Below are 21,541 nucleotides of genomic sequence, written 5' to 3'. Positions count from 1 at the left end.
GCGGCCGCTACTTCTTGAGCGCGGTGCGCAGCACGTCGCGCACCGCGTCGAGCATGGGGATCTGGTCCAGTTCGGACGCGCTGTGCCAGCTGGGCTCGACCATGATGCCGTCGGGTTGCGGGCGCAGATCGCCGCCGAGCACGGTGACGCCGTAGAGCATGAACACGCCGTGGAAGTCGATGCCGCCGGTGAGCTGGCGGTGGTCGGAGCCGACCTCCAGCAGCGTGTCGACCCGGACCTCCAGCCCGGTGGTCTCGGCGAACTCCCGCACCACCGTCTCGGCGGGGTGCTCGCCGTGCTCGATGGTGCCGCCGGGCGGCATCCACTTGCCGAGGTCCCCGTGGGCGCTGCGGCCGATCTGCACGAGCAGCACGGTGTCGCCCTCGCGCGCCAGCCCGTACGCCGAGACCCGCTGCCACTGCCTGACCATCGTCACGATGAGAAAGCCTGCCACGTTCTCGCGCGGCCGCACAGATGGGCGACGCGCTGATTCGCCACTCAGAACGCTTCTTGCTGGTCACACCGCCCAGAATTCGGCCTGCGCGGGCTCCGCCGGCGCACGCGCGACCCGGCCTCTTTTTCGCCGTTCGGCGGAGCACAAGTCGCCCTTTCGGCGAAACCTCGGGGACGCATATCCCGCCTTATAGTCGCGGTCATGGCGCGTGACCCCGATTTCGATCCGTGCAAGCTGGTCGAGCACGACTCCGGCGAGTACAGCCTGGTGTTCGACGACTTCGATGACTATGTGGACATCTTCGACGAGCAGGGCTGGCTCGGCAACGGCTACGCCTGGGAGGGCGTGGTGCAGGTGCTGCTGGCCGACCGGTCCCCCGAGGTGCTCGACCAGGTGGAGTTCGACTCCGAGGCCGACCTGTTCTCGGTGCGCGCGGGCGATCCCGAGCCGCTGGCGGAGGTGGCCGCGGCCATCCGCGACGCGGTGGTGGACCTCGACGTGCTGGCCGACGCCATCACCCGCGCGGAGGAACAGGGCCTGCTCGACTGAATCCGGCTGCCGCGGCCGGGCGGATCGGCTAGGTTCCGCACCATGGCTGAGATGATCCACCCGCCGAAACCCCGCCCGGGGGACCGCATCGCGGTCCTGTCCCCCTCCGCCGGGCTGCCCGCGATCTTTCCCGGGGTGTACGAGCAGGGCCTGGCGCGGCTGCGCGAGGACTTCGAGCTGGTGCCGGTCGAGTTCCCGACCACCCGGGTGATGGACGCCGATCCGCGCGACCGTGCCCGCGACATCACCGCCGCGTTCGCCGACCCGTCCCTGACCGCGATCATCGCGAGCATCGGCGGCGACGACCAGATCACCGTGCTGCGCCACCTCGACGACGAGGTGATCCGCGCCAACCCCAAGCCGTTCTTCGGCTTCTCCGACAACACCAACCTGCTCAACCACCTGTTCGGGCTCGGTGTGGTCGGCTACCACGGCGGCGCGGTGATGACCTCGCTGGCCCGGCCCGGCCGGATGCACCCGCTGACCGAGCGCAGCCTGCGCGCCGCCCTGTTCACCAGTGGCCGGTTCGAGCTGACCCCGTCCATCGAGTACGGCGACGAGCCGCACGACTGGGCCGATGACACGCTGCGCGACACCGAGCCGCGCATGCTGCCCGCCGAGGGCTGGACCTGGTCCGGCGCGCACCGCACCGTCGAGGGCCCGCTCTGGGGCGGCTGCCTGGAGATCCTGTCCTGGCTGCTGCAGGCCGGCTTCGTCGCGCCGCCGGAGCGCTTCGACGGGCACGTGCTGGTGCTGGAGACCTCCGAGGAGATGCCGAGCGCCGACGAGGTGTTCCGCACCCTGCGCAACATGGGCGAGCGCGGCATGCTGGAGCGCTTCGCCGCGGTGCTGGTCGGCCGGGCCAAGGCGTGGAACTTCGACCGGCCGCACACCCCCGAGCAGAAGGCGGCCTACCGGGCCGGGCAGCGGGCCGCGATCGAGCGGGCGATGGCCGCGTACGCGCCGGACGCGGTGCTCGTGTTCGACCTCGACATCGGGCACACCGACCCGCAGCTGATCCTGCCGATCGGCGGCGCCGCGCTGGTCGACGCCGAGCACCGGCGCGTCAGCGTTACCTACTGACCGTCTCCGGGCGACGGCGGCGTGAGCGCCACCCGGGTCCGCGGCAGGCCCTCGGGGTGGTGCTCGCGCACGTACGCGATGAGCTTCTCGCGGATCTCGCAGCGCAGGTCGTACGCGTGCTGCGCGTCGGGCGCGGAGGCGAGCACGCGTACCACCATGGTGGTCTCGGTCGTGTCGACCACCTGCAGCACCCAGTCCCGCTTGTCCCAGTGCGGTGAGGCGGCGACGACGCGCTCGGCCTCGGCGCGCAGCGGCTCGACCGGCATCCGGTGGTCCAGGTGCAGCACCGCCGCGCCGAGCACCCGAGACTCGTTGCGGGTCCAGTGCTGGAACGGCGTGGTGGTGAAGTAGGTGGTGGGCAGCACCAGCCGCCGCTCGTCCCACAGCCGCACCACGACGTAGGTCAGGCGCAGCTCCTCGATGCGCCCCCACTCGCCCTCGACCACCACCACGTCGTCGATGTGCAGCTCGTCGGTGAACGCCAGCTGCAGCCCGGCGAAGATGTGGGCCAGCGTGGCCTGCGCGGCCAGCGCGGCGACCACCCCGGCCAGTCCCGCGGAGGCCAGCAGCGAGGCGCCGAGGGTGCGCAGCGGCGCGAACGTCATGAGGATCGCCGCGATGGCCAGCAGGGTCACCACGACGGCGGTGAGCCGCCGCAGGATGCCGATGCGGGTGCGCGCCCGGCGCATGCGCCGGTTGTCGGCGACGTCCATCGGCAGCCGCCGGAACGCGGCGTCCTCCAGCACGAACAGCACCCGCACCGCGAGCCAGGCCGACGCGCCGATCAGCGCGATGACCAGGCCGTGGTGCACCATCTCGCGGGCCGGGCCGGTCAGGCTGCTGAACGGCAGCGCGATCACCAGCGCCACCACGGCCAGCAGCACCCGGAACGGCCAGCGGCAGCTGCGGCTGAGGTTGTCGAAGAAGTGCTGGTAGCGGCGGCGGCCGAGGCGGCGCACCACGAAGCGGGCCAGCCATCCGGCGGCGACCGCGGCCAGCAGCGCCGCGGTCACCACGATGGCCGCCCGGATCAGCTGCTCGGCGTCCATGGGCGGCGAACCTCCAGCGGCGGTTACGGGATCAACGTTCCCACCGCTACCCGGCCCGCCGCATGGAAAACGCCCCACCGCCGCGGCGATGGGGCGTTTCCGATCACATGGTCAGAGGCTGCCCAGGATGGAAGCGGGCGCCTCGACGATCTTGCCGGACGGCTTGTCGATCGTCACCGGCTCGCCGTAGTTGCTGTAGGTGATCACCATGTCGCCGACACCGGCGGCCGGGGCCACCTGGCCCATGCCGACCGTCATGGTGAGCAGGCGGCCCTGCTCGTCGAGCGTCGCGGTGAACGGCACCGCCTTGGCCTGCTCGCCGAGCGCCGTCGCGGCGGCCGCGTTGGCGCCCGCGGCCTTGCTCAGGTCGAGGGTGCCCTTGATCTTGCTGGTGCCGTCCCACTCGACCGACGAGGCCACCTTCAGCAGGTTGGCGCTGTACGACGGGTCCTCGATCGAGGTGCGCAGGGAGCTGGCCGCGCCGAGCTTGGCGGTGTCGACGTGCATCCAGTCCTTGGGCAGGGTCGGCACACCCGCCATCTTCATCCACACCTCGTCGCCGATCTGCACGACGTCGATGGTCATGTTCGTGCCCGCGACGCCCATCTTCATCGACGAGAGGCTCTTCTTGCCCGGACCGTCGAGGCTCCCCGTGACCTCGATGCCGGCCGCGCCGCTCATGCCCATCTTCATCTTGACGGTGGTGTCCTTGAACTTCGCGCCGGCGGCCGTGAGCGCGTCGGCGGCCGACGCCTGGACCTGCGCGGAGGCGCCCGCGGACGCGGACGCGCCGGGCGTGGCCGCCGGCTTCTCGTTCTGGCAGGCGGCCAGCGCCGCGATCGCGGCCAGACCGGCCACCGCCACTGCGAAACGACGTACTCTCACGTGTCTTCCCCTCCCCATCGGGCTCCGAGCAGCGGCCCGGAGCACAAGGCAGCAGCCTAGTCAGTCGATGCCAGGCGCGCCCGGCGAGCCGGGCGGCCTTGACGGAGCGTGCCCCGCCGATGATGATCAGCGTTGCACCTGTCGCGACCTCGGCGGACCGCACCGGATGCGGGCCGCGCGGGCTGAAACGTCGACTCACCTACCCCGGAAGGCATCGCGACATGCGTGGTCCTAATCACGGCCCTCTCGACGTGCTCGTGCTCGGCGGCGCGGGCGTCGACACCATCGTCGAGGTCCCACGGCTGCCCCTGCCGTACGCGGACAGCTACCTGGTCCCGGCGATCACCACCCGGGCCGGGCACACCGGCGACAACGTGGCGCTCGGCCTGCACGCGCTGGGCCTGCACATCCACCTGCTCGACGTGCTCGGCGAGGACGCCGAGGGGGCCCTGGTCCGGGACCTGCACCAGCGTTCCGGCAGCGGGTTCACCGCCCTGGCCACGGCCGCCGGCACCAAACGCGCGGTGAACCTGGTCGGCCCGGACGGCCGCCGGCTGTCGCTGTACGACGGCAGCCGCGGCGCCGAGCAGGACCGCTTCCCCGCCCCGCTGCTGGCCGAGCTGCTGGCCGGCTGCCGGCACGTGCACGTATGCATCACCCACCCGGCCGCGTACGCGCTGGACCAGCTCGCCGCCGCCGGGATCGCGGTCTCCACCGACCTGCACGACTGGGACGGCGAGAACCCGTACCACGCGCAGTTCGCGGCCCAGGCCGACGTGGTGTTCCTGTCCGCGGCGGCGCTGGCCGACCCGGAGGCGGTCATGCGCCATGTGCTCGAGCTGGGCCGGGCGCACACCGTGGTCGCCACCGCCGGCGACCGCGGCGGCCTGCTGCTCACCCGCGACGGCGACGGGGTACGCCGGTGGGCGGCGGTGGCGCCGCCACGGCCGGTGCGCGACTCCAACGGCGCGGGCGACGCGTTCGTCGCCGGGTTCCTGTTCGGCCTGCTGGAGGGCCGCGACCTGGACGAATGCGCCCGCCTCGGCGCGCTGGCCGGGGCGCACGCCTGCACCGTCGCGGCGACCGAAGTGGACCCGATCGGCCGCGCCGCACTGTTGGCACACGACACCACGTTTTGAGTGGCGCGCACAGGGTTACATGGAACGCATGAGCCTGCTGTTCCGAAAGACGTGGAAACTGGGCCCCCTGCGGTGGAACTTCACACAGGGCGGTCTGTCCTCTTGGAGTTTGAAGATCGGCCGCTGGTCGTGGAACTCCCGCACCCGCGCGCACCGGGTGGACCTGCCCGGCCCGTGGTCCTGGAAGCAGGACAAGGGCGGCAAGCGCTGACCTGACCGTCGCGAAGGCGCGCGTCCCGGCGGGGGACGCGCGCCTTCGCCCTGCCTCACCAGGTCACGCCGCGTCGCGCAGCTCGGTGAGGGCGGCGGCGATGCGCTCCAGCCCCTGGGTGAGCACCGGCTCGTCGGCGCTGAGGCTGATCCGGAAGCAGCGGCCGTCGTGGCGGCCGAAGCCGGCCGGGGCGACCTCGCCGGTGAAGAAGGGTCGGCCGGGCACCAGGAAGACGCCCTTCTCCTTCGCGCGGGAGTAGAGGGCGCGGTCGTCGAACCACGGCTCGTCCACCCATACCCAGCAGAACATGCCGCCGGACGTGCCGGCGTGCAGCCGCCAGTTCACGTCGGCCGGCAGGATGTCGGCCAGCAGCTTCTCCCCCAGCCGGCGCTTGTGCGCGTAGTACGGCCGGATCACCTCCGCGGTCAGGCGGTCGAGCTCCCCGGTGGCCAGCGCCCGTGCGGTGACCTGCTGCGCGAGCTGGCCCGCGTGCAGGGTCGAGTTGGCCACGAACGAGACCATCGGCTCGATGAAGCGCGGATCGCCGACGGCGAAGCCGATCCGCTCGCCGGGCAGGCCGGCCTTGGAGACGGTGAAGACGTTGATGATGTTCTCGTGCCAGCGCGGCGGCTCGGGCGTCTCCACGATCTGCGGGAACGGCGAGCCGTACGCGTGGTCGAAGAAGATCGGCACGTCGCGGTCGGCGGCGATCTCGAGCAGCGCGTCCAGCTCCTGCGGGCTGACGCAGCGGCCGGTCGGGTTGCTCGGGCTGGACAGCAGCAGCAGGCCGATGTCGTCGCTGCGGCGCAGCGCGTCCAGATCGAGGTGGTAGCGGAACCGCCGGTCCCCGCACAGCTCGATCCGGGGCGCGATCCCGGCGACGCCGCCGGGGAACAGGTAGACCCCCTGGTAGCCGGTGTAGTCGGGCAGGGCGGGCAGCACGGTCTTCGTGTCCCGCGCGGCGCCCGGGCCGGTGAACACGGCGGAGGCGACGAAGCTGAGCATCTGGCTGCCGGAACCGACCACGACGTGCTCGGGCGTGAGCGGCCAGCCGTACCGGCCGGAGAAGTACTCGACGATCGCCGCGACGAGGTCGTCGGTGCCCCGCGACGGCCCGTAGAGGCAGCTCGCCCTGGCGAAGCTCGCGTCGAGCGTCTCGTCGAACAGACGCCGCCAGGTGCCCACGACCTCGGGGATCGGTGCCGGGTTGCCGATGCTCAGGTTGAGCAGGCTGCCCGTGGACGCGCCCCGCATGGAGGTGGCGATGTCCTCCATGATGCTGCGGATGCCGGAGGCGTGCGCCATCTTCGTGCCGCTGAGTGACAGAACCATCCGTCGGCCCCTTTCTTCCGTGTCGTGGGGCACGCTCGTCGCTGGGCTCCCCCGTGCGTCACCCTGGCCATCCGGCCAGTCTGCCTTAGGCATCGACGATCACCAACGCAGTATCGCGCCACGGGGCGGCTCGGCCACGGCTCAGACCGGCAGCGTCCACTGCTCACGGGTCCGGATGCGGCGGAAGCCGAGCCGCTCGTTGATCCGCAGCATGGGCACGTTGGACGGTTCGGTGGTGGTGCGGATGCGGCGCACCGCACCGCCGTCGGCGGCCAGCCAGCGCAGCATCTCCGCCTTCACCCACAGCCCGAGGCCGTGCCCCCGGTGCGCGGGCACCACCACCGTGTCCTCCTGGTGCGCCAGTTCCGGCGCGAGGGACGGGTACTCCAGCACGGTCAGCCCGGCCACCGCCCCACTGCCCTCGTGCACGGCGGCGACGACCCGGCGCTGCCGGCCTGCCTGCCGCGCGTGCCGCTCGACGGCCCGCACGTGCTGCGGCGAGTTCGGCGCGGGCACGTAGCCCAGGCCGCCGTCGGGCGAGTCCGCCATCGCGTCGACGGCCGCCGCGTACGCCCCCAGCAGCGCCTCGGGCACCCCGTCCGGCCAGCGTTCCAGCCGGTAGCCGGGCGGCGCGGTGTCGCCCGGCGCGACCGGCACGGACAGGTCCGCCTCGGACTCCCACAGCCGCTGCACCCGCCGCGCGCCCAGCGCCGCCGCCCAGGCCGGGCCGGGCGAGTCCGCCGCCGCGTCGAGCACCAGCGTGTCCCGGCCCGCCTCCGCCGCCGCGGCGCGGGCCGCCGCCAGCAGCGCGCTGCCGTGCCCGGCCCGGCGGTGCGCCGGGTGCACGGTCACCGTGGCGAAACCCCAGGCCAGGTTCTCGCGGTCGGACAGGAAGAGCTCGGCCAGCCCGACCGGCGTGCCGTCGGCGCACGCAAGCCAGTGCCGCACCGAGCCGTCCGGACGTGGCGCCAACAGCTCCGCGCAGCGGACGGCGGCGGGTGGCACCGGGTGTCCCGGGTCGTCGTGCCCGGCCGCCGCCCGCTCGACCTCGTGCCAGCACGCCAGCTGCTCGCGCAACCCGAGCCGGGGATCGAATGGAGTCACCGCCATACCCGCCAGTTGTAGCGGGCCGCCGCCGCCCGCGCCAGCGCCTTTCGCGGCCCGCGCCCCTCGGTGGGGACGGGTCAGAGCAGCTCGACGATGGTGGCGTTGGCCATGCCGCCGCCCTCGCACATGGTCTGCAGGCCGTAGCGGATGCCGTGGTCGCGCATGTGGTGCAGCAGCGTGGTCATCAGCCGGGCGCCGCTGGCGCCGAGCGGGTGGCCGAGCGCGATCGCGCCGCCGCGCGGGTTGAGCCGGGCCGGGTCGGCGCCGGTCTCGGCGAGCCAGGCCAGCGGCACCGGGGCGAACGCCTCGTTCACCTCGTACGCGCCGATGTCGGCGATGGACAGCCCCGCCCGGCGCAGCGCCTTGGCCGTGGCCGGGATGGGCGCGGTGAGCATGATGACCGGGTCGTCGGCGGCGACGACGGCGGTGTGCACCCGGGCCAGCGGGGTGAACCCGTGCGCGGCGGCCCACTCCGACGTGGTGACGGCGAGCGCGGCGGCGCCGTCGGAGATCTGCGACGCCGAGCCCGCGGTGACCACGCCGTCCTCCTTGAACGGGGTAGCCAGCTGGCCCAGCTTCTCCAGCGACGTCTCCCGCCGGATGCCCTCGTCGGCGTGCACGTCGCCGACCGGCACGATCTCCGCGGCGAACAGGCCGCCGTCCGTGGCCGCGGCCGCCTTGGCGTGGCTGGCCAGCGCGTACTCGTCGAGCTGCGCGCGGCCGAAGCCCCATCGGGCGGCGATCATCTCGGCGCCGACGCCCTGGTTGAACGGCACCGGCGCGTCGCCCGCGAAGCCCGGCACGCCCGCGTAGCGGGTGCGCACCTCGGGCCCGTAGGGCAGGCCCAGCTCGCCGACCGACGAGCCCATCGGCACCCGGCTCATCGACTCTACGCCCGCCGCGACCACCAGGTCGGCCTGCCCGGACAGCACGGTGGCGGCGGCGAAGTGCAGCGCCTGCTGGCTGGAGCCGCACTGCCGGTCCAGGGTGGTGCCGGGCACGGACTCCGGCCAGCCGGCGGCGAGCACCGCGTTGCGGCCGATGTTCCAGGACTGCTCGCCGGCCTGCGAGACGCAGCCCAGGATCACGTCGTCCACGTCGGCCGGGTCGAACCCGGTCCGGTCGCCGAGGTCCTGCAGCACCTGACCGGCCAGGTCGACCGGGTGGACGCCGGACAGGCCGCCGTTGCGCCGCCCGACGGGGGTACGCACCGCTCCGATGATCACCGCATCACGCATGACCGAAGCCTACTGCCAAGTAACCTGAACGGTCGATCAGGCCCGGAACTCAGATCACGATCTCGGCACCGACCAGCAGCACCAGGGCACCTGCCGTCAGGGCCCGCACCCGCCCCGGCACCCGCGGGTCCACGAGCACGGCGGCCAGCGCGTACGCCACCATCATGCCCACCACCCACAGCTGCGGCGCGCCGAGGAACAGCCGGCGCAGCAGGCCGAGCGCGAGCAGCACCACCACGGCCGGGCCCGCCAGCGCCACCACCCAGGCCGGGCGCACCCGGACCAGGCGCAGCAGCGGCCACATGGTCACCGCCGCGCCGATCAGGCCCAGGAAGATGATGCCGAGCGCGTCGCCCAGGCACTCCATCCCGCCCTCGCAGCCGCGCAGCTGGATCACCGCGTACGCGATGCCCATCCAGACGGCCAGGGACACGAAGGCGCAGCCGGCGGCGCGGGCCGCCCGGGAGGCGATGCTCACCGCGGGATCGGGCTCGAAGCGGGTCATGGCCGTCATCGTGGCAGATCGGCCCCGGGCCGGTCACCATCCGACCGGCGCTAAGGTGACCTCCATGAGCATCTACGACGTACAGATCAAGACGCTGCAGGGCGCCGACGCGGACCTCGCGCAGTACCGCGGCAAGGCCGTCCTCATCGTCAACGTCGCCTCGCGCTGCGGGCTCACCCCCCAGTACACCGGCCTGCAGAAGCTCGCCGAGACCTACGGCGAGCAGGGCCTGACCGTGCTCGGCGTGCCGTGCAACCAGTTCGGCGGGCAGGAGCCGGGCAGCGCCGCCGAGATCGCCGAGTTCTGCGACGTCAACTACGGCGTCACCTTCCCGCTGACCGAGAAGATCGAGGTCAACGGCGCCGGCCGGCACCCGCTCTACGACCTGCTCACGCAGACCCCCGACGCCGACGGCAAGGCGGGCGACGTGACGTGGAACTTCGAGAAGTTCCTGGTCGACCGCTCGGGTGCGGTGACCCGGCTGCGGCCGCAGGTCACCCCGGAGTCGGCCGAGCTGACCGGCGCGGTCGAGCGCGCGCTGGCCTGATCAGCCGCCGTCCGCGCCGGGCCGTTCCTCCGGTGCCGCGGGCAGCAGCCGGTCCGTCGACAGCGGCACGTCCGCAGACGGCGGCTCCTGCTTCGGCACGTCGCGCAGCGGGAGGTACGGCTCGGCGTGGGCGGGCAGCCCCGCGGCGATCGCGCGGGCCCGGCCCAGCTCCGCGTCGAACTTCGCGCCCAGCAGCACCGCCACGTTCGTCAGCCACAGCCAGACCAGGAAGATGATGACGCCGCCGAGCGCGCCGTAGGTCTTGTTGTACGAGTCGAACGTGGCGATGTAGTACGCGAAGCCGCCCGACACGGCGATCCAGGTCAGCATCGCCACCATGGTGCCCGGCGTGATCCAGCGGAAGCCGCCCTGCCGCGCGTTCGGCGCGGCCCAGTAGAGCAGCGCCAGCAGCATGTTGATCACGATGACCAGCACCGGCCACTTCACCACGTCGAAGATCTTCACGGTGGCGTCCTCGACTTCGAAGGCCCGCCCCACGCTGGTGGCCACCCGGCCGCTGAGCACCACGGCCAGCGCGCTCGCGGCCAGCGACACGCCCGTGACGGCCGTGACGAACAGCTGCACCGGCACCGTCTTCCACAGCGGCCGTCCCTCGGGCACCCGGTAGATCACGTTCGCGGCCCGCATGAACCCGCCGATGTAGCTGGTCGACGACCAGAACGCGATGGCGAGGCCGACCGCCGCGGCGATGCCCGCCGCCCGCTGGTCGTAGCGCAGGTTGTCGATGATGTCGAGGATCGCGTGCCGGGCCGGCGGCGGGGTCAGCTCGCTCAGGTTCTCCGCGACCGCGTCGCTGGTCGAGCGGCCGAACAGGCCCACCCCGGCGACCAGCACCAGCATCCCCGGGATGATCGACAGCACGCTGTAGTAGGTCAGCGCCGCGGCGCGGTCGGCCAGCTCGTCGCCGAGCAGCTCCACCACGGTCCGGCGGCACACTCGCAGCCACGCCCGCAGACCCAGGTCCGACGGGCGGCGCGGCCCCCGGGCCAGGATGTGGAGCAGCCGGTCCCGGTGGACCCGGCCGGGTTCCCTCGTACGCGCCAACGTCGCCTCCGCGGCAGAGCGTGTGTCGATCCGTGACCGTATGACATCAGAGCGGCCGCGGCCGGACAAGGCCGTCGTCAGTGGATCTCGCCCGCGGCTGCGGCCCGGCACGTAGTATCAGGTCACCCCCGGTGACGGCTTGCAGGAGCGGTACGCACGACGGGGGTTCACGCATGGGCTGGAAATACCACTCGCCACCGGGATGGCCCGCGCCTCCCGAGGACTGGACGCCGCCCCCGGGCTGGCGGCCGGACCCGAGCTGGCCCCAGGCGCCCGACGACTGGCAGTTCTGGGTGCCCGACGGCGCCGACGACCCGACGCTGCTGTTCGAGCTGACCGATGAGGACGGGTTCGCCGCCGGTCCGCTGGACAGCGTCGACGAGTTCGTCCGCGAGCAGGCCGAGCAGAGTGAGCAGCTCCCGGTGGCGGGCGTGCCGCTCGGCGAGCCCGCGCCCGCGATCGCCCCGGTCTGGGCGGCCGAGGCCACCGGCCCCGACGCCGCCGCAGAGGTGGACGCGCCGGCGGCCCCGGTCGCCGAACCGGCGGCCGCGGCTCTGCTCGCGGCGGAAACGGCGAGCCCCGGCGCGGACCCGCTGCCGGAGCCACAGCCCGCGCCGGCGATGAGTGCCGAGCCGGTCGCGGACCCGGTGACCGCATCGGCGATGAGCGCGGTGGTCTCGACGCACGAGCCACAACTTCTGGGTTGTACCTACAACCCAGAAGTTGTGGACGCCGAGCCGGTCATGGCCGCGGCGGGGGGACCGGAAGCGGCGGGGCAGGAGACCGGGCCGCCGGAGGCCGGGCCCGTTTGGCGGGACGAGCGGGCAGCGCTCGGCTGGCCCGCCGACGCGGGCAGTTCGGCCGAACCGGCCTGGGCGACGGCCGGCTCGACCGACCACGCCTGGACAGCGGCGAGCACCGCGGAACCGGCATGGACCGCCGCGAGCGCCGCGGAACCCGCCCGGCCGAAGGCCGACGCGGACCCTCCGCCCGCGGACCTGCCCGCGCCACCGCCCGCCGCCGAGCCGCGGCCGGAGCCGGTCGCCGACCTGCCGCCGGTCGCGGTCGGGCACGAGCCGGTGCCGGAACCGGCGATGACCAGCTCAGCAGGGTTCACCATGGGCACGGACGGCCCGGCCGCCGCGCCGGTGAGCACGCCCTCCGCGCACGTGCCCGCGCACGCCGCCCCGCACGTCCCGGCACATGCCAAGCCGGCGACCCCGCGTCCCTGGTGGATCTGGGCCCTGGGCGGCGCGGCCGGGCTGTTGCTCTGCTCGGTGCTGGGCATCGGCGGCTTCCTCGCGCTGCGCCCGGACGGGTCGCCGTCGGCGGTCGCCGAACCGGGCGCGACCGCGGTGCGGCAGCCGAGCGAGGCCGTTCCGTCGCAGGAGGAGCAGAGCCGGCCGATCCCGTCCCCGAACCCGCTGCCCGGCCAAGCGCAGGACCAGGTCTTCGAGGGCACCGGCCCGCGGACCGTGCCGGTCGAGCTGGGCGACACGTTCCACACGGTGGCGCTGACCTACGCCGGGGCGGGCGACTTCGTGGTGCGCACCGTGAAGGCCGACGGCCAGGAAATCCAGACGCTGGTGGCCACCACCGACAGCTACGAGGGGGTCCGCCCGCTGGACCTGGGCGACATCCGGCCCGCCGCGGTGAACATCGAGGCGTCCGGCGGCTGGCGCATGGTGGTGCGGCCGCTGGCCGCGTCGCCGACCTGGAGCGGGACCGCGTCCGGGGTGGGCGCGAACGTGCTGCTGATCCCGCGCAGCGCGGCCGACTCGACCCGGGTGGCCTTCGACCACCGAGGCAAGGGCAAGTTCACCGTACAGGCGATCGGCTCGGACAGCGCGACGCTGATCAGCCAGGAGGGCGACTACACCGGGGAGACGGTGCTGCCGCGCGGCACCGTGGTCGTGGTGATCGACACCAACGGGGTGTGGACGTTCAGCCGCGACTGACGGCCCGGTGACCGGGCGCGCGAACCGTCTGACCAGTCGGTTTGCGCGCCCGATCTAGCGTCGGGGCATGACGACGAGCATCGTGTACGACCGCAGGGAGCAGCTGCAGCAGATCCAGAGCGGCCTGCTGCCCGGCGAGCAGGTGATCGCCGTGTACGACGCCATCGGCGCGGGCACCGGCTTCATCGGGCTGACCGACCGGCGCGTGATCATCCAGGACAAGTCCTTCGTGGGCAAGAAGATCGCCATCACCAGCATCCCCTACGGCAAGATCACCAGCGTGAGCGTGGTCAGCAACAAGTCCTGGGCGGGGCAGTTCTTCTCGACCGGGGCGATCGCCATCAACGTCGGCACGCACGTGTACGAGATGGAGTTCCGCGGCGACGAGAAGACGCACCACGTCCACGACCTGATCCTGCAGCGGATCACGACCTGACCCGCCCGCGCCCGCAACCAAGCGTCCGGCCTTGCGCGTTTCGTTATCCGGCGGGGTGACAGGCGGCGACCGCGAGATGGCAGTATGTCGCCTGAACTCGCGGGGAGGGTCCGGTCAGGACGCGGCGGCAGGCCGTGCCCGGCCGGGCGAAGAGGACGGGAGAGCTGCCCACCATGGTCGGCGCCGAAGCAGCACGGCCCCTGCGGCCGAAGGATCCGCGTGAGCTGGGTGGCTACACCCTGCTCGGCCGGCTCGGCGAGGGCGGCATGGGCAGTGTGTACCTTGCCCGCGACCCGAAGGACACGCTCGTCGCGGTCAAGGTGATCCGGGCCGACCTGGCCGGCGAGCCCGAGTTCCGGCAGCGCTTCCGCAGCGAGGTGGAGCGCGCCAAGCAGGTGCCGCCGTTCTGCACCGCCGAGGTGCTCGACGCCGACCCCGATCACGAGTCGCCTTACCTGGTGGTCGAGTACGTGGACGGTCCGAGCCTGTCCAGCGTGGTGGCCCAGCGCGGCCCGCTGACCCCGGCCAACCTGCACGGGCTCGCCATCGGCGTGGCGACCGCGCTCACCGCGATCCACGGCGCGGGCGTCATCCACCGCGACCTGAAGCCCAGCAACGTGCTGCTGGCCCCGGGCACCCCGAAGGTGATCGACTTCGGCATCGCGCGGGCGGTCGAGGGACAGCCCGGCAACACCCGCACCGACCAGCTCATCGGCACCGTGGCGTACATGGCGCCGGAGCGGCTGGACACCAAGGCCCGCAAGGCGCTGACCCCGGCCGCGGACGTGTTCGCCTGGGGCGCGGTGGTGGCCTTCGCGGGCACCGGCCGGACCACGTTCGCGGCGGACTCGATGCCCGCCGTCGCAGTGCGCATCATGACCTCCGACCCGGACCTGGACGGCCTGTCCGGGCCGCTGCGCGAACTGGTGCTGGCGGCCCTGTCCAAGGACCCGGCCGACCGGCCCACCGCCCGCGACCTGCTGGACCGCCTGCTCACCAGCGGGCCGGACCGGGCGCTGAGCTCCGGCGAGCTGCCCCGGCAGGCCGCCGCGGCGGCCGAGGCGGGCAGCCGGTTCGCGGTCGTCGACGCCGATCCCACCGGCATGCAGGACCCGGCGCCGCGCCCCGGCGGCCCGCGCTGGGCCAAGCCGGTCGCGGTCGGGCTGGGCGTTTCCACGCTGCTGCTGGGCGGGCTCACGGTGGCCCTGCTGACCGGGGCGCTGCCGCTGCCCGCGGGCTTCGCCGCCGACCCGTCCACCTCGCCCTCGCCGAGCGCGAGCGCGTCGCCCTCGCCGAGCGCGTCGCCCTCGCCGTCCCCGTCGCCGAGCCCGTCCCCCAGCCCGTCGGCTTCGCCGTCACCGAGCGTGCCGGCCACGCCCGCGCCGTACCTGACGGATGCGCTGTCGGCGAAGAAGCGCTGGGACAGCCGCGACGACGACCCCAACGGCGCCACCTGCCTGTTCGAGGACAAGTCCTACGTCGCGACCACCCTGAAGGACTGGTCCTACCTGTGCCCGGGGCCGAAGGACGCGCTCACCGACTTCCGGTTCGAGGTCGACGCGGCCCTGCTGACCCAGGGCAGCTGCGCGGGGCTCTTCTACCGCATGACCGCGTACGCGGGCTACGAGCTGCGCGTGTGCCAGACGAAGGTGACCGTGCTGCGGCACGCGGAGGGCGATCCCTCCGGCGGCCGGATCCTGCGCGAGCTGCCCCTGGAGCAGGAGCTGACGCTGGACAGGTACCAGCGGATCGGTGTGCAGGGGCAGGGTGCGCAGTTCCGGTTCTTCCTCGCGGGCAAGGAGCTGACGGAGATCGCGCTGACCGACGCGACGTTCGCCGAGGGCCGGATCGTCATCGGCGTGGACACCGTGGGGCACGACGGCGAAGCTCCCTGGCGGGTGCGCTTCCGCCGGGCGGCGATCTGGGCGTCCGCGGTCTGAACCACCCCGGCCCGGGGGCGAGTCGGGGCGCGGGCGGCCCCTGGTGATCGTCTGTGCGCCGGCCGGGAGGCTGCTGGACGCCCGCCGGGCCGGGATCGCTCCACAGGGGAATCCGCCGCATAAGCATCAGTGAATCTTCCTCACCTCGGTATGCTGAGCTGCCTATATTCGTGGCTATGGTGCAGCGGTTAATCAGCTTCTTCAGCCGGTACAGCGGTCTGCTGCGAGCCGGCGTCCTGGGCGGGGTGGTCGTGGCCCTCGCCCTGCTACCGCTGGCCGTTCCGGCGGGCATCGGAGCCAAAAAGGGCGCGGCCATCTACGACAACCTCCCCACCCAGCTGAAAGACCATCAGGTCGGCCAGACGACGTACGTCTACGCCAACGACGGCAAGTCGCTGATCACGATGTTCTACGACGAGCACCGCAAGTTCGTGCCGCTGACCTCGGTCAACCCGAACGTGGTCAACGCGGTGCTGGCCGCGGAGGACGCCCGCTTCTTCAGCCACGGCGGCGTCGACCTGCAGAGCATCGCCCGCGCCTTCGTGGCCAACCGCCAGCAGGGCGAGGTGGCCCAGGGCGCGTCCACGCTCACCATGCAGTACGTGCGCATGGCCCTGCGGGACAGCGCGACGACCGCGCAGGAGGCCATCGCGGCGACCGAGCAGACCCCCATCCGCAAGATCAACGAGATCCGGCTCGCCATGAAGCTGGAGGGTCAGTGGACCAAGACCCAGATCATGGAGGGCTACCTCAACATGGCCTACTTCGGCCATCGCGCGTACGGCATCTACGCCGCCGCCCAGATCTTCTTCTCCAAGGAGCCCAAGGACCTGACCCTGGTCGAGGCGGCGACGCTGGCCGGCCTGGTCAAGGCGCCGTCGGCGTTCGACCCGGCCAACCAGACCACGCCCGCGCTGGACCGGCGCAACTACGTGATCCGGCGGATGGCCGAGCTGAAGTTCATCACCGCGGACCAGGCCAACCGGGCCACCGCCGAGCCGATCAAGCTGAAGCTGTCCACCCCGCCCCGCGACTGCGCGTCGGTGCCCGCCGCCAACCGGGACTGGGGCTACTTCTGCGACTTCTTCAAGAACTGGTGGATGCAGCAGCCCGCGTTCGGCCCCAACCCGGTGGCCCGGCTCGACGCGCTGCGCACCGGCGGGTACCGGGTGGTCACCAGCCTGGACCCGAAGCTGCAGGCGTACTCGATGAAGGACCTGCTCAGCCGCTCCTCGGTGGACATGCGGCTGGCGTACGGCAACGTGATGGTGGAGCCGGGCACCGGCCGGGTCGTGCTGATGGCGGTCAACCGGATCTACTCGATGGACCAGAGCAAGAACGGGCCGAACTCCGACCCGATCAAGCGTTCGTTCGACGTCAAGGGCAGCTACCCGAACACGGTCGCGCCGCTGCTGGGCGGCGGCGACATCCCGGGCTACCAGGCCGGATCGACGTTCAAGATGTTCACCATGGTGGCGGCCCTGGACGCGGGCATGAAGCTGTCCAAGTCGTTCTACGCCCCGCACCGCTACACCTCGATCTACGTGGTGGAGCCCGGCGGGCCCGCCGCCTGCGGCAACCGGTGGTGCCCGTCGAACGCCAGCGGCAGCATGACCGGCAAGCACAACATGTACTCCGGCTTCGGCAAGTCCGTGAACACGTACTTCGTGCAGCTGGAGCAGGCCGTGGGCTCGGACAAGGCGGTGCGCATGGCCGAGAAGATGGGCCTGACCTGGCACACCGACGTGGACCGGCTGCACGCCTCGCCCAAGCACGCCGACAAGTGGGGTGCGTTCACGCTCGGCGTGGCCGACACCACCCCGCTGGAGATGGCCAACGCGTACGCCACCGTGGCCGCCGAGGGCATGTACTGCAAGCCCAACCCGGTCCTGTCGATCAAGGGCCCGGACGGCGCCGAGTTCACCACCACCGTGGACGGCAAACAGGTCGACGCGGCCGCGCCGCAGTGCACCCGGGCGTTCAGCCAGGACGTGGGCCGCGCCGCGACCGACGCCGCGCGCTGCCCGACCGGTTACAAGGCGTCCCGCGGCAGCTGCGGCGACTGGTCCACCGGTTCGCGGGTGTACGCCCTGATGGAGCGTCCGATCGCGGGCAAGACCGGCACCACCGACGACACCCGTGCCGCCTGGTTCGTGGGCTTCACGCCGGAGCTGGCCGCCGCCAGCTTCATCGCCGACCCCGACTACGTGAAGAACGTGGCCGGCGACGGCAACTACAACATGCCACTGGACGCGGTGGCCAACTCGCTGAAGTTCGCCCTCAAGGACAAGCCCGTCCGCGACTTCAACCCCCCACCCACCTCCATCCTCAACTGACAGGAAAAGGAAGGGCACCTTCTACGTCGGAAAACGATAAGAAGGTGCCCTTCCTTTCAGGACAGGACGGAGCGTTGTTCGGGGACGCGCCAGTCGTTCATCCAGGACTGTTCGAGGGCGAGGGTGTGGGCGAGCGATTCGGCGTTCCACTCGTCGTACGGCGGGGGGACGGGGACCTCGTCGGCGCGCAGGCGGCGGCAGGCGGCGGCGAACAGGCGGGCGTCGTGGCGGCCGCCGTCGCCGAGCAGGCGGCGGGCCTTGACCAGCTCCTCGACCAGGGCGCGTTCGACCTGGCCGGCCAGCAGCGGCGGCTTGGCCTCGACGTCGACCCGGCGGCCGAGCATGCGGAGCACGGTGGCGGCGGCGACCAGCAGCACGGACACGCGGAACAGCAGGGCCAGGGCGTCCTGCAGGCCGCCGCCGGCCAGCGCGGCGGGGCGGTCCCAGCCGAGCACCTCGGTCAGGTTGAGCAGCGGCACCAGATCGGCGAGCTGCCAGGCGTAGTCGGCGGCGGCGGCCACCGCGACGTCGAGCGCGGGAAGCACGTCGGGGTTGGGCACCCGCCCGTTGAGGTGTACGTCGCCCGGCACGATCGCGGGCGCGGCGGCGGCCAGCCAGCCGGCCCGCCACGCGCCGACGGTGAGCACGGCGGTCAGCGCGGTGACCACGGTGAGCCGCGGCGCGGCCGCGCGCAGCTCGCGGCTGAGCGCCCAGCGCCGGGCCCAGGTGACCCGCTCGGTGTGCGGCACGGCCTGGCCGGCGGGCCGCACCCAACGCAGCAGGCGGCGGTGCAGCGGGTCGCGCAGCCACGCGGGCGGGTCGAGCAGCACGGGCTCGTGCTCGAAGCGGCCGGGCGGGCGCCGCCAGGACCAGTACTCCCCGGCCACGGCGGCCTGCCAGCCGGCCGGGCTGCGGCGGCGCAGCCGCCGGGCGAGGTGCCCGAGCACGGCCGCGAGCGCCACCGCCGCGACCGGCACCACGAGCGCGCCGGGCACGCCGGGCTCGACGGTCGAAGCCGCGACCGCGCCGACGCACAGCGCGGCGGCGGCCAGCCACACCACCAGGCGCAGCAGCGCCGCGAGCCCGACCCACAGCCACATCACGGCCGGGAACGGCAGCACGCCGTCACGTTCCCGGCGCGGCAGCCGTTCTGTCCGGACCGCCAGCTCGTTGACCCGTGTGAAGTCCGGCTGCAGCCGGGTGGCGCCGCCGACGGTCCTGACGTCCATGTCACTCCCCAGTGTGCGCGCGCAATGCGGCGACGGTAATCAAGCCGCACACTAGGGCAAATCACATCGAAGTACAGTCAACTGTCTTACACCTGGACGGACAGGGTGTGCGATGTGTACCCCCTCAGAGTCGGGCGAACCAGTCGCGCACGGCGTCCACTCCCCACTCGTCGCCGTTGCCGAGCGCGGCCATCAGCGCCACCCGGGCCTGCTCCGGGCGCAGCCCGCGGGCGCTGATCGCGCCGAGGCGCTCGGCCATCGCCTGGTCCGGCGGCAGCCCGTCCTCCGCCGGATGGTGGCTGCGCGAGGCGATGACCACGGGCACGTCGGCGTCCAGCAGCTCGCTGATCGCCGCGAACAGGCTCGCGGGCACGTTGCCCCGCCCGGTCCCCTCCAGCACCACGCCGCGCGCACCACCGTCGACGAGCGAAGCGAGCAGCTCCGGGTTGATCCCGGGATACGTCTTGAGCAGGACCACGTCCCACTCCGGCGGGCCGGTCACCGCGGGCGGCCGGGGCGGCGGGGCGGTCAGCAGCCGCACCCGCCCGTCCACCACCCGGCCGACCGGCCCGTACGGCGCCGAGCCGAACCCGTCCGGGCGCGACGCGTCCACCAGCGTCACCCACCGCGCGGCGTGCACCTCGCCGTGCGCGCAGACCACCGCGCCTAGCCCGCGCACCGCCGGATCGGCCGCCGCGGCCAGCGCCCCGGCGAGGTTGGCCGGGCCGTCGCCGTCCGGATCGTCCAGTGCCCGCACCGCGCCGGTCAGCACGACCGCCGCCCGCGCTGCCTCCTCTCCCAGCACCAGGTCGATCAGGTACGCCGTCTCGGCCATGGCGTCGACGCCCTGGGTGAGCACGATCCCGCCGTACTCACCCGAGGTGACCGCCTCGCGCACCCGGCGCGCCAGGGCGAGCAGGGTGGTGGGCGACAGGTCCCAGCCCGGCTCGCTCATGACGTCCACGGCGGTCACCCCGGCGGCGACCGGGCCGGCCGCGGCGAGCAGCTCGGCCCCGGTCGCGACGGACTCGCGTCCTGGGCGGCGGCGGTGGGCGACGGTGTCCTTCGTCGCCAGCAGCAGCACCCGGTCAGCCACGCGTGGCCACCCGCTCCTCCAGCTGCTCCACCCGCGCCACCAGCGGTGCCAGCTCGCGCCGGACGATCTCGGCCAGCGCCGCCGGGTCGGCAGCCGCCGCCGCGCCCTGGTTCTTGGCCCGCAGGTGCACGAACCCGGCGAGCGCGGCGGCCACGGCACGGCGGGCCGGGCGCAGCTCGACGCCGCCCGTGCGCAGCACCCGGCCGCCGGTGCCGTCCGGCTCGGCGACCAGGCCCAGCAGCAGGTGCTCGGTGCCGAGGTAGTTGTGGCCGAAGCCGGTCGCCTCGGTGGCGGCCAGCTCCAGCACACCGGCGGCGGGCACGCTGAACCGGCGGGTGCCGTCCGGCCCGGCGCCCGCCTCGGCGTCACGCTCGGCGGCCAGCCACCGGGCGACGTCCGCCGGCTCGACCTCCATCGCGCCGAGCACCCGCAGGGCCAGGTTGTCGCCCTCGGCGAGGATCGCGCCGAGCAGGTGGCCGGTGCTCACCACCGCGGAGCCCGCGTCGCGGGCCTGCTCGGCGGCCAGGCGCAGCACGGTGTGGGTGCGGCCGGTGGCGTGCGGCAGCCGGGTGGTGAGGTCGGCGCCGTCCAGATCCGACAGCGCGGTCGCGCGGATCATGGTGACCCGGCGCACCGCCTGCTCCAGCGCGCGCTGGCACACGGCGGAGACCGGCACCCCGGCCTCGCGCACCGCGTCGGCCAGGTCGTCGGGCAGGTAGACGTTGATCTTCGGCATGGCGGCTCCCCTCGGAGACGATTGATTAGCTGTTTCTACCCCCACTAGGGGTTACATGTCTATAACCCCATTGCTGAGCAGCAAAAACTCCGGCCGGGCAGCCCGGCCGGAGTGTTCGTGCGGAGTCAGCTCACGGAGTCGGCGACTTCAGCGCAGCGGGCACCGTGATCCGGCCGCCCAGCGCCAGGAAGACCCGCAGCACGGCGTAGCCGGCCAGCGCCACCAGCCCGAGCCGGGCGACGGTGAGCACCATGTGCCCCAGCGCCTGGACGGCCTCCGGGAAAGTGTCCACCCAGCCGAACCCGCCGAGACCGATCAGGAAGGCGATCGCACCGAAGAACACCGCCACGGCGTACTCCACGAGCGCGACCAGGCTGAGCACCTTGGCGGCGGCGAGCTGCGGCGCGAGGTGGGTGGCGATCAGTACCGCGACCAGTGGAAACGACAGCACGAGCAGGTCGAGGAAGTCGGCGTTCAGGGAACGGGAGACCAGGGTGGTCCCCATCGCGGGGATGATCCACGTCAGCAGCTGGAAACCCAGGTGGAGTGCGGCGTACCCGAGCAGGGCCAGGCTGAACATCAGCCGCAGCGGCTGGAGGCTCTGCCCCGCGCCGGTGGTGACAGGAGTGGTCATGGGCGGCATCCT

Annotated in this window: 21 protein-coding genes; 9 read left to right on the top strand and 12 right to left on the bottom strand. The window is 73.0% G+C overall.

The window, feature by feature from the left end; all coding sequences use genetic code 11:
* Positions 1–7: 7 nt before the first annotated feature.
* On the bottom strand, positions 8–430 hold the full coding sequence (locus CS0771_RS17755; protein WP_239126134.1) for an NUDIX hydrolase: 423 nt from the start codon (positions 428–430) through the stop codon (positions 8–10).
* Between the two features lie 225 nt (positions 431–655).
* Between CS0771_RS17755 and CS0771_RS17750 the strand changes: the two genes are divergently transcribed.
* Together CS0771_RS17750 and CS0771_RS17745 are read left to right on the top strand one after the other, a co-directional pair.
* Positions 656–1,003: an Imm51 family immunity protein gene (locus tag CS0771_RS17750; protein WP_212842028.1), complete on the top strand. Its 348-nt coding sequence runs from the start codon at positions 656–658 to the stop codon at positions 1,001–1,003.
* A 42-nt stretch (positions 1,004–1,045) separates the two neighbouring features.
* Positions 1,046–2,086 (top strand): S66 peptidase family protein, encoded by a 1,041-nt coding sequence (locus CS0771_RS17745; RefSeq protein WP_212842027.1) that lies wholly within the window; start codon positions 1,046–1,048, stop codon positions 2,084–2,086.
* On the opposite strand, the gene CS0771_RS17740 is transcribed toward CS0771_RS17745, so the two are convergent.
* Both CS0771_RS17740 and CS0771_RS17735 read right to left on the bottom strand, forming a co-directional pair.
* Complete coding sequence (locus CS0771_RS17740) at positions 2,080–3,135, bottom strand: mechanosensitive ion channel family protein (protein WP_212842026.1); 1,056 nt, start codon at positions 3,133–3,135, stop codon at positions 2,080–2,082. The two genes, CS0771_RS17745 and CS0771_RS17740, sit on opposite strands and share 7 nt — an antisense overlap.
* 111 nt (positions 3,136–3,246) lie before the next feature.
* Positions 3,247–4,020: a hypothetical protein gene (locus tag CS0771_RS17735; RefSeq protein ID WP_212842025.1), complete on the bottom strand. Its 774-nt coding sequence runs from the start codon at positions 4,018–4,020 to the stop codon at positions 3,247–3,249.
* A gap of 221 nt (positions 4,021–4,241) precedes the next feature.
* Here CS0771_RS17735 and CS0771_RS17730 point away from each other — a divergent pair, with 221 nt between their 5' ends.
* Both CS0771_RS17730 and CS0771_RS17725 read left to right on the top strand, forming a co-directional pair.
* On the top strand, positions 4,242–5,159 hold the full coding sequence (locus CS0771_RS17730) for a carbohydrate kinase family protein (protein ID WP_212842024.1): 918 nt from the start codon (positions 4,242–4,244) through the stop codon (positions 5,157–5,159).
* A 28-nt stretch (positions 5,160–5,187) separates the two neighbouring features.
* Positions 5,188–5,370, top strand: a complete 183-nt coding sequence (locus tag CS0771_RS17725) for a DUF4236 domain-containing protein (RefSeq protein ID WP_212842023.1) — start codon at positions 5,188–5,190, stop codon at positions 5,368–5,370.
* 63 nt (positions 5,371–5,433) lie between these two features.
* On the opposite strand, the gene CS0771_RS17720 is transcribed toward CS0771_RS17725, so the two are convergent.
* From CS0771_RS17720 to CS0771_RS17705, 4 genes are all read right to left on the bottom strand, one after another.
* Entirely contained in the window at positions 5,434–6,702 is a 1,269-nt protein-coding gene (locus tag CS0771_RS17720) for an aminotransferase class I/II-fold pyridoxal phosphate-dependent enzyme (protein WP_212842022.1), read from the bottom strand.
* Positions 6,703–6,843: 141 nt separating this feature from the next.
* Positions 6,844–7,812: a GNAT family N-acetyltransferase gene (locus tag CS0771_RS17715; RefSeq protein WP_212842021.1), complete on the bottom strand. Its 969-nt coding sequence runs from the start codon at positions 7,810–7,812 to the stop codon at positions 6,844–6,846.
* 74 nt (positions 7,813–7,886) lie between these two features.
* Positions 7,887–9,047, bottom strand: a complete 1,161-nt coding sequence (locus CS0771_RS17710) for an acetyl-CoA C-acyltransferase (protein ID WP_212842020.1) — start codon at positions 9,045–9,047, stop codon at positions 7,887–7,889.
* Between the two features lie 49 nt (positions 9,048–9,096).
* Positions 9,097–9,552 carry a hypothetical protein gene (locus CS0771_RS17705; protein WP_212842019.1) on the bottom strand — a complete coding sequence of 152 codons (456 nt, stop codon included), beginning with the start codon at positions 9,550–9,552 and terminating at the stop codon, positions 9,097–9,099.
* Between the two features lie 64 nt (positions 9,553–9,616).
* On the opposite strand from CS0771_RS17705, the gene CS0771_RS17700 reads away from it, so the two are divergent.
* Positions 9,617–10,099 carry a glutathione peroxidase gene (locus CS0771_RS17700; RefSeq protein WP_212842018.1) on the top strand — a complete coding sequence of 161 codons (483 nt, stop codon included), beginning with the start codon at positions 9,617–9,619 and terminating at the stop codon, positions 10,097–10,099.
* Here CS0771_RS17700 and CS0771_RS17695 read toward each other — a convergent pair whose 3' ends face one another.
* A complete protein-coding gene (locus CS0771_RS17695) occupies positions 10,100–11,164 on the bottom strand; it encodes a YihY/virulence factor BrkB family protein (protein ID WP_212842017.1) in 1,065 nt (354 codons plus the stop codon).
* Between the two features lie 173 nt (positions 11,165–11,337).
* Here CS0771_RS17695 and CS0771_RS17690 point away from each other — a divergent pair, with 173 nt between their 5' ends.
* The 4 genes from CS0771_RS17690 (at position 11,338) to CS0771_RS17675 (ending at position 17,834) form a co-directional block, all read left to right on the top strand.
* Positions 11,338–13,122 carry a hypothetical protein gene (locus tag CS0771_RS17690; protein ID WP_212842016.1) on the top strand — a complete coding sequence of 595 codons (1,785 nt, stop codon included), beginning with the start codon at positions 11,338–11,340 and terminating at the stop codon, positions 13,120–13,122.
* A 67-nt stretch (positions 13,123–13,189) separates the two neighbouring features.
* Entirely contained in the window at positions 13,190–13,558 is a 369-nt protein-coding gene (locus CS0771_RS17685) for a PH domain-containing protein (protein ID WP_212842015.1), read from the top strand.
* A 173-nt stretch (positions 13,559–13,731) separates the two neighbouring features.
* Positions 13,732–15,498 (top strand): serine/threonine-protein kinase, encoded by a 1,767-nt coding sequence (locus CS0771_RS17680; protein WP_212842014.1) that lies wholly within the window; start codon positions 13,732–13,734, stop codon positions 15,496–15,498.
* Between the two features lie 176 nt (positions 15,499–15,674).
* Positions 15,675–17,834: a transglycosylase domain-containing protein gene (locus CS0771_RS17675; protein WP_212842013.1), complete on the top strand. Its 2,160-nt coding sequence runs from the start codon at positions 15,675–15,677 to the stop codon at positions 17,832–17,834.
* A 56-nt stretch (positions 17,835–17,890) separates the two neighbouring features.
* Here CS0771_RS17675 and CS0771_RS17670 read toward each other — a convergent pair whose 3' ends face one another.
* From CS0771_RS17670 to CS0771_RS17655, 4 genes are all read right to left on the bottom strand, one after another.
* The gene (locus CS0771_RS17670; RefSeq protein ID WP_212842012.1) at positions 17,891–19,063 is read right to left on the bottom strand and encodes a hypothetical protein; all 1,173 of its coding nucleotides are present in this window, start codon (positions 19,061–19,063) and stop codon (positions 17,891–17,893) included.
* 124 nt (positions 19,064–19,187) lie between these two features.
* Complete coding sequence (locus CS0771_RS17665; protein ID WP_212842011.1) at positions 19,188–20,159, bottom strand: asparaginase; 972 nt, start codon at positions 20,157–20,159, stop codon at positions 19,188–19,190.
* Complete coding sequence (locus CS0771_RS17660) at positions 20,152–20,895, bottom strand: Clp protease N-terminal domain-containing protein (RefSeq protein ID WP_212842010.1); 744 nt, start codon at positions 20,893–20,895, stop codon at positions 20,152–20,154. Before CS0771_RS17660 ends, CS0771_RS17665 begins: the two co-directional genes overlap by 8 nt.
* A 130-nt stretch (positions 20,896–21,025) precedes the next feature.
* The gene (locus tag CS0771_RS17655; protein ID WP_212842009.1) at positions 21,026–21,529 is read right to left on the bottom strand and encodes a hypothetical protein; all 504 of its coding nucleotides are present in this window, start codon (positions 21,527–21,529) and stop codon (positions 21,026–21,028) included.
* Positions 21,530–21,541 lie beyond the last annotated feature (12 nt).

Origin of the sequence: Catellatospora sp. IY07-71, from assembly GCF_018326265.1 — a bacterium.
Lineage (GTDB): Bacteria > Actinomycetota > Actinomycetes > Mycobacteriales > Micromonosporaceae > Catellatospora.
The sequence above is the reverse complement of the archived record's forward strand: the minus strand, read 5'-3'. Positions and strand labels throughout refer to the sequence as shown.

Bases quoted from the DNA above. Each gene is read 5' to 3' on its own strand.
- CS0771_RS17755 (WP_239126134.1), bottom strand. From the start codon at position 430: ATGGTCAGGCAGTGGCAGCGGGTCTCGGCGTACGGGCTGGCGCGCGAG.
- CS0771_RS17750 (WP_212842028.1), top strand. From the start codon at position 656: ATGGCGCGTGACCCCGATTTCGATCCGTGCAAGCTGGTCGAGCACGAC.
- CS0771_RS17745 (WP_212842027.1), top strand. From the start codon at position 1,046: ATGGCTGAGATGATCCACCCGCCGAAACCCCGCCCGGGGGACCGCATC.
- CS0771_RS17740 (WP_212842026.1), bottom strand. From the start codon at position 3,135: ATGGACGCCGAGCAGCTGATCCGGGCGGCCATCGTGGTGACCGCGGCG.
- CS0771_RS17730 (WP_212842024.1), top strand. From the start codon at position 4,242: ATGCGTGGTCCTAATCACGGCCCTCTCGACGTGCTCGTGCTCGGCGGC.
- CS0771_RS17725 (WP_212842023.1), top strand. From the start codon at position 5,188: ATGAGCCTGCTGTTCCGAAAGACGTGGAAACTGGGCCCCCTGCGGTGG.
- CS0771_RS17720 (WP_212842022.1), bottom strand. From the start codon at position 6,702: ATGGTTCTGTCACTCAGCGGCACGAAGATGGCGCACGCCTCCGGCATC.
- CS0771_RS17715 (WP_212842021.1), bottom strand. From the start codon at position 7,812: ATGGCGGTGACTCCATTCGATCCCCGGCTCGGGTTGCGCGAGCAGCTG.
- CS0771_RS17710 (WP_212842020.1), bottom strand. From the start codon at position 9,047: ATGCGTGATGCGGTGATCATCGGAGCGGTGCGTACCCCCGTCGGGCGG.
- CS0771_RS17705 (WP_212842019.1), bottom strand. From the start codon at position 9,552: ATGACCCGCTTCGAGCCCGATCCCGCGGTGAGCATCGCCTCCCGGGCG.
- CS0771_RS17700 (WP_212842018.1), top strand. From the start codon at position 9,617: ATGAGCATCTACGACGTACAGATCAAGACGCTGCAGGGCGCCGACGCG.
- CS0771_RS17690 (WP_212842016.1), top strand. From the start codon at position 11,338: ATGGGCTGGAAATACCACTCGCCACCGGGATGGCCCGCGCCTCCCGAG.
- CS0771_RS17685 (WP_212842015.1), top strand. From the start codon at position 13,190: ATGACGACGAGCATCGTGTACGACCGCAGGGAGCAGCTGCAGCAGATC.
- CS0771_RS17680 (WP_212842014.1), top strand. From the start codon at position 13,732: ATGGTCGGCGCCGAAGCAGCACGGCCCCTGCGGCCGAAGGATCCGCGT.
- CS0771_RS17675 (WP_212842013.1), top strand. From the start codon at position 15,675: ATGGTGCAGCGGTTAATCAGCTTCTTCAGCCGGTACAGCGGTCTGCTG.
- CS0771_RS17670 (WP_212842012.1), bottom strand. From the start codon at position 19,063: ATGGACGTCAGGACCGTCGGCGGCGCCACCCGGCTGCAGCCGGACTTC.
- CS0771_RS17660 (WP_212842010.1), bottom strand. From the start codon at position 20,895: ATGCCGAAGATCAACGTCTACCTGCCCGACGACCTGGCCGACGCGGTG.
- CS0771_RS17655 (WP_212842009.1), bottom strand. From the start codon at position 21,529: ATGACCACTCCTGTCACCACCGGCGCGGGGCAGAGCCTCCAGCCGCTG.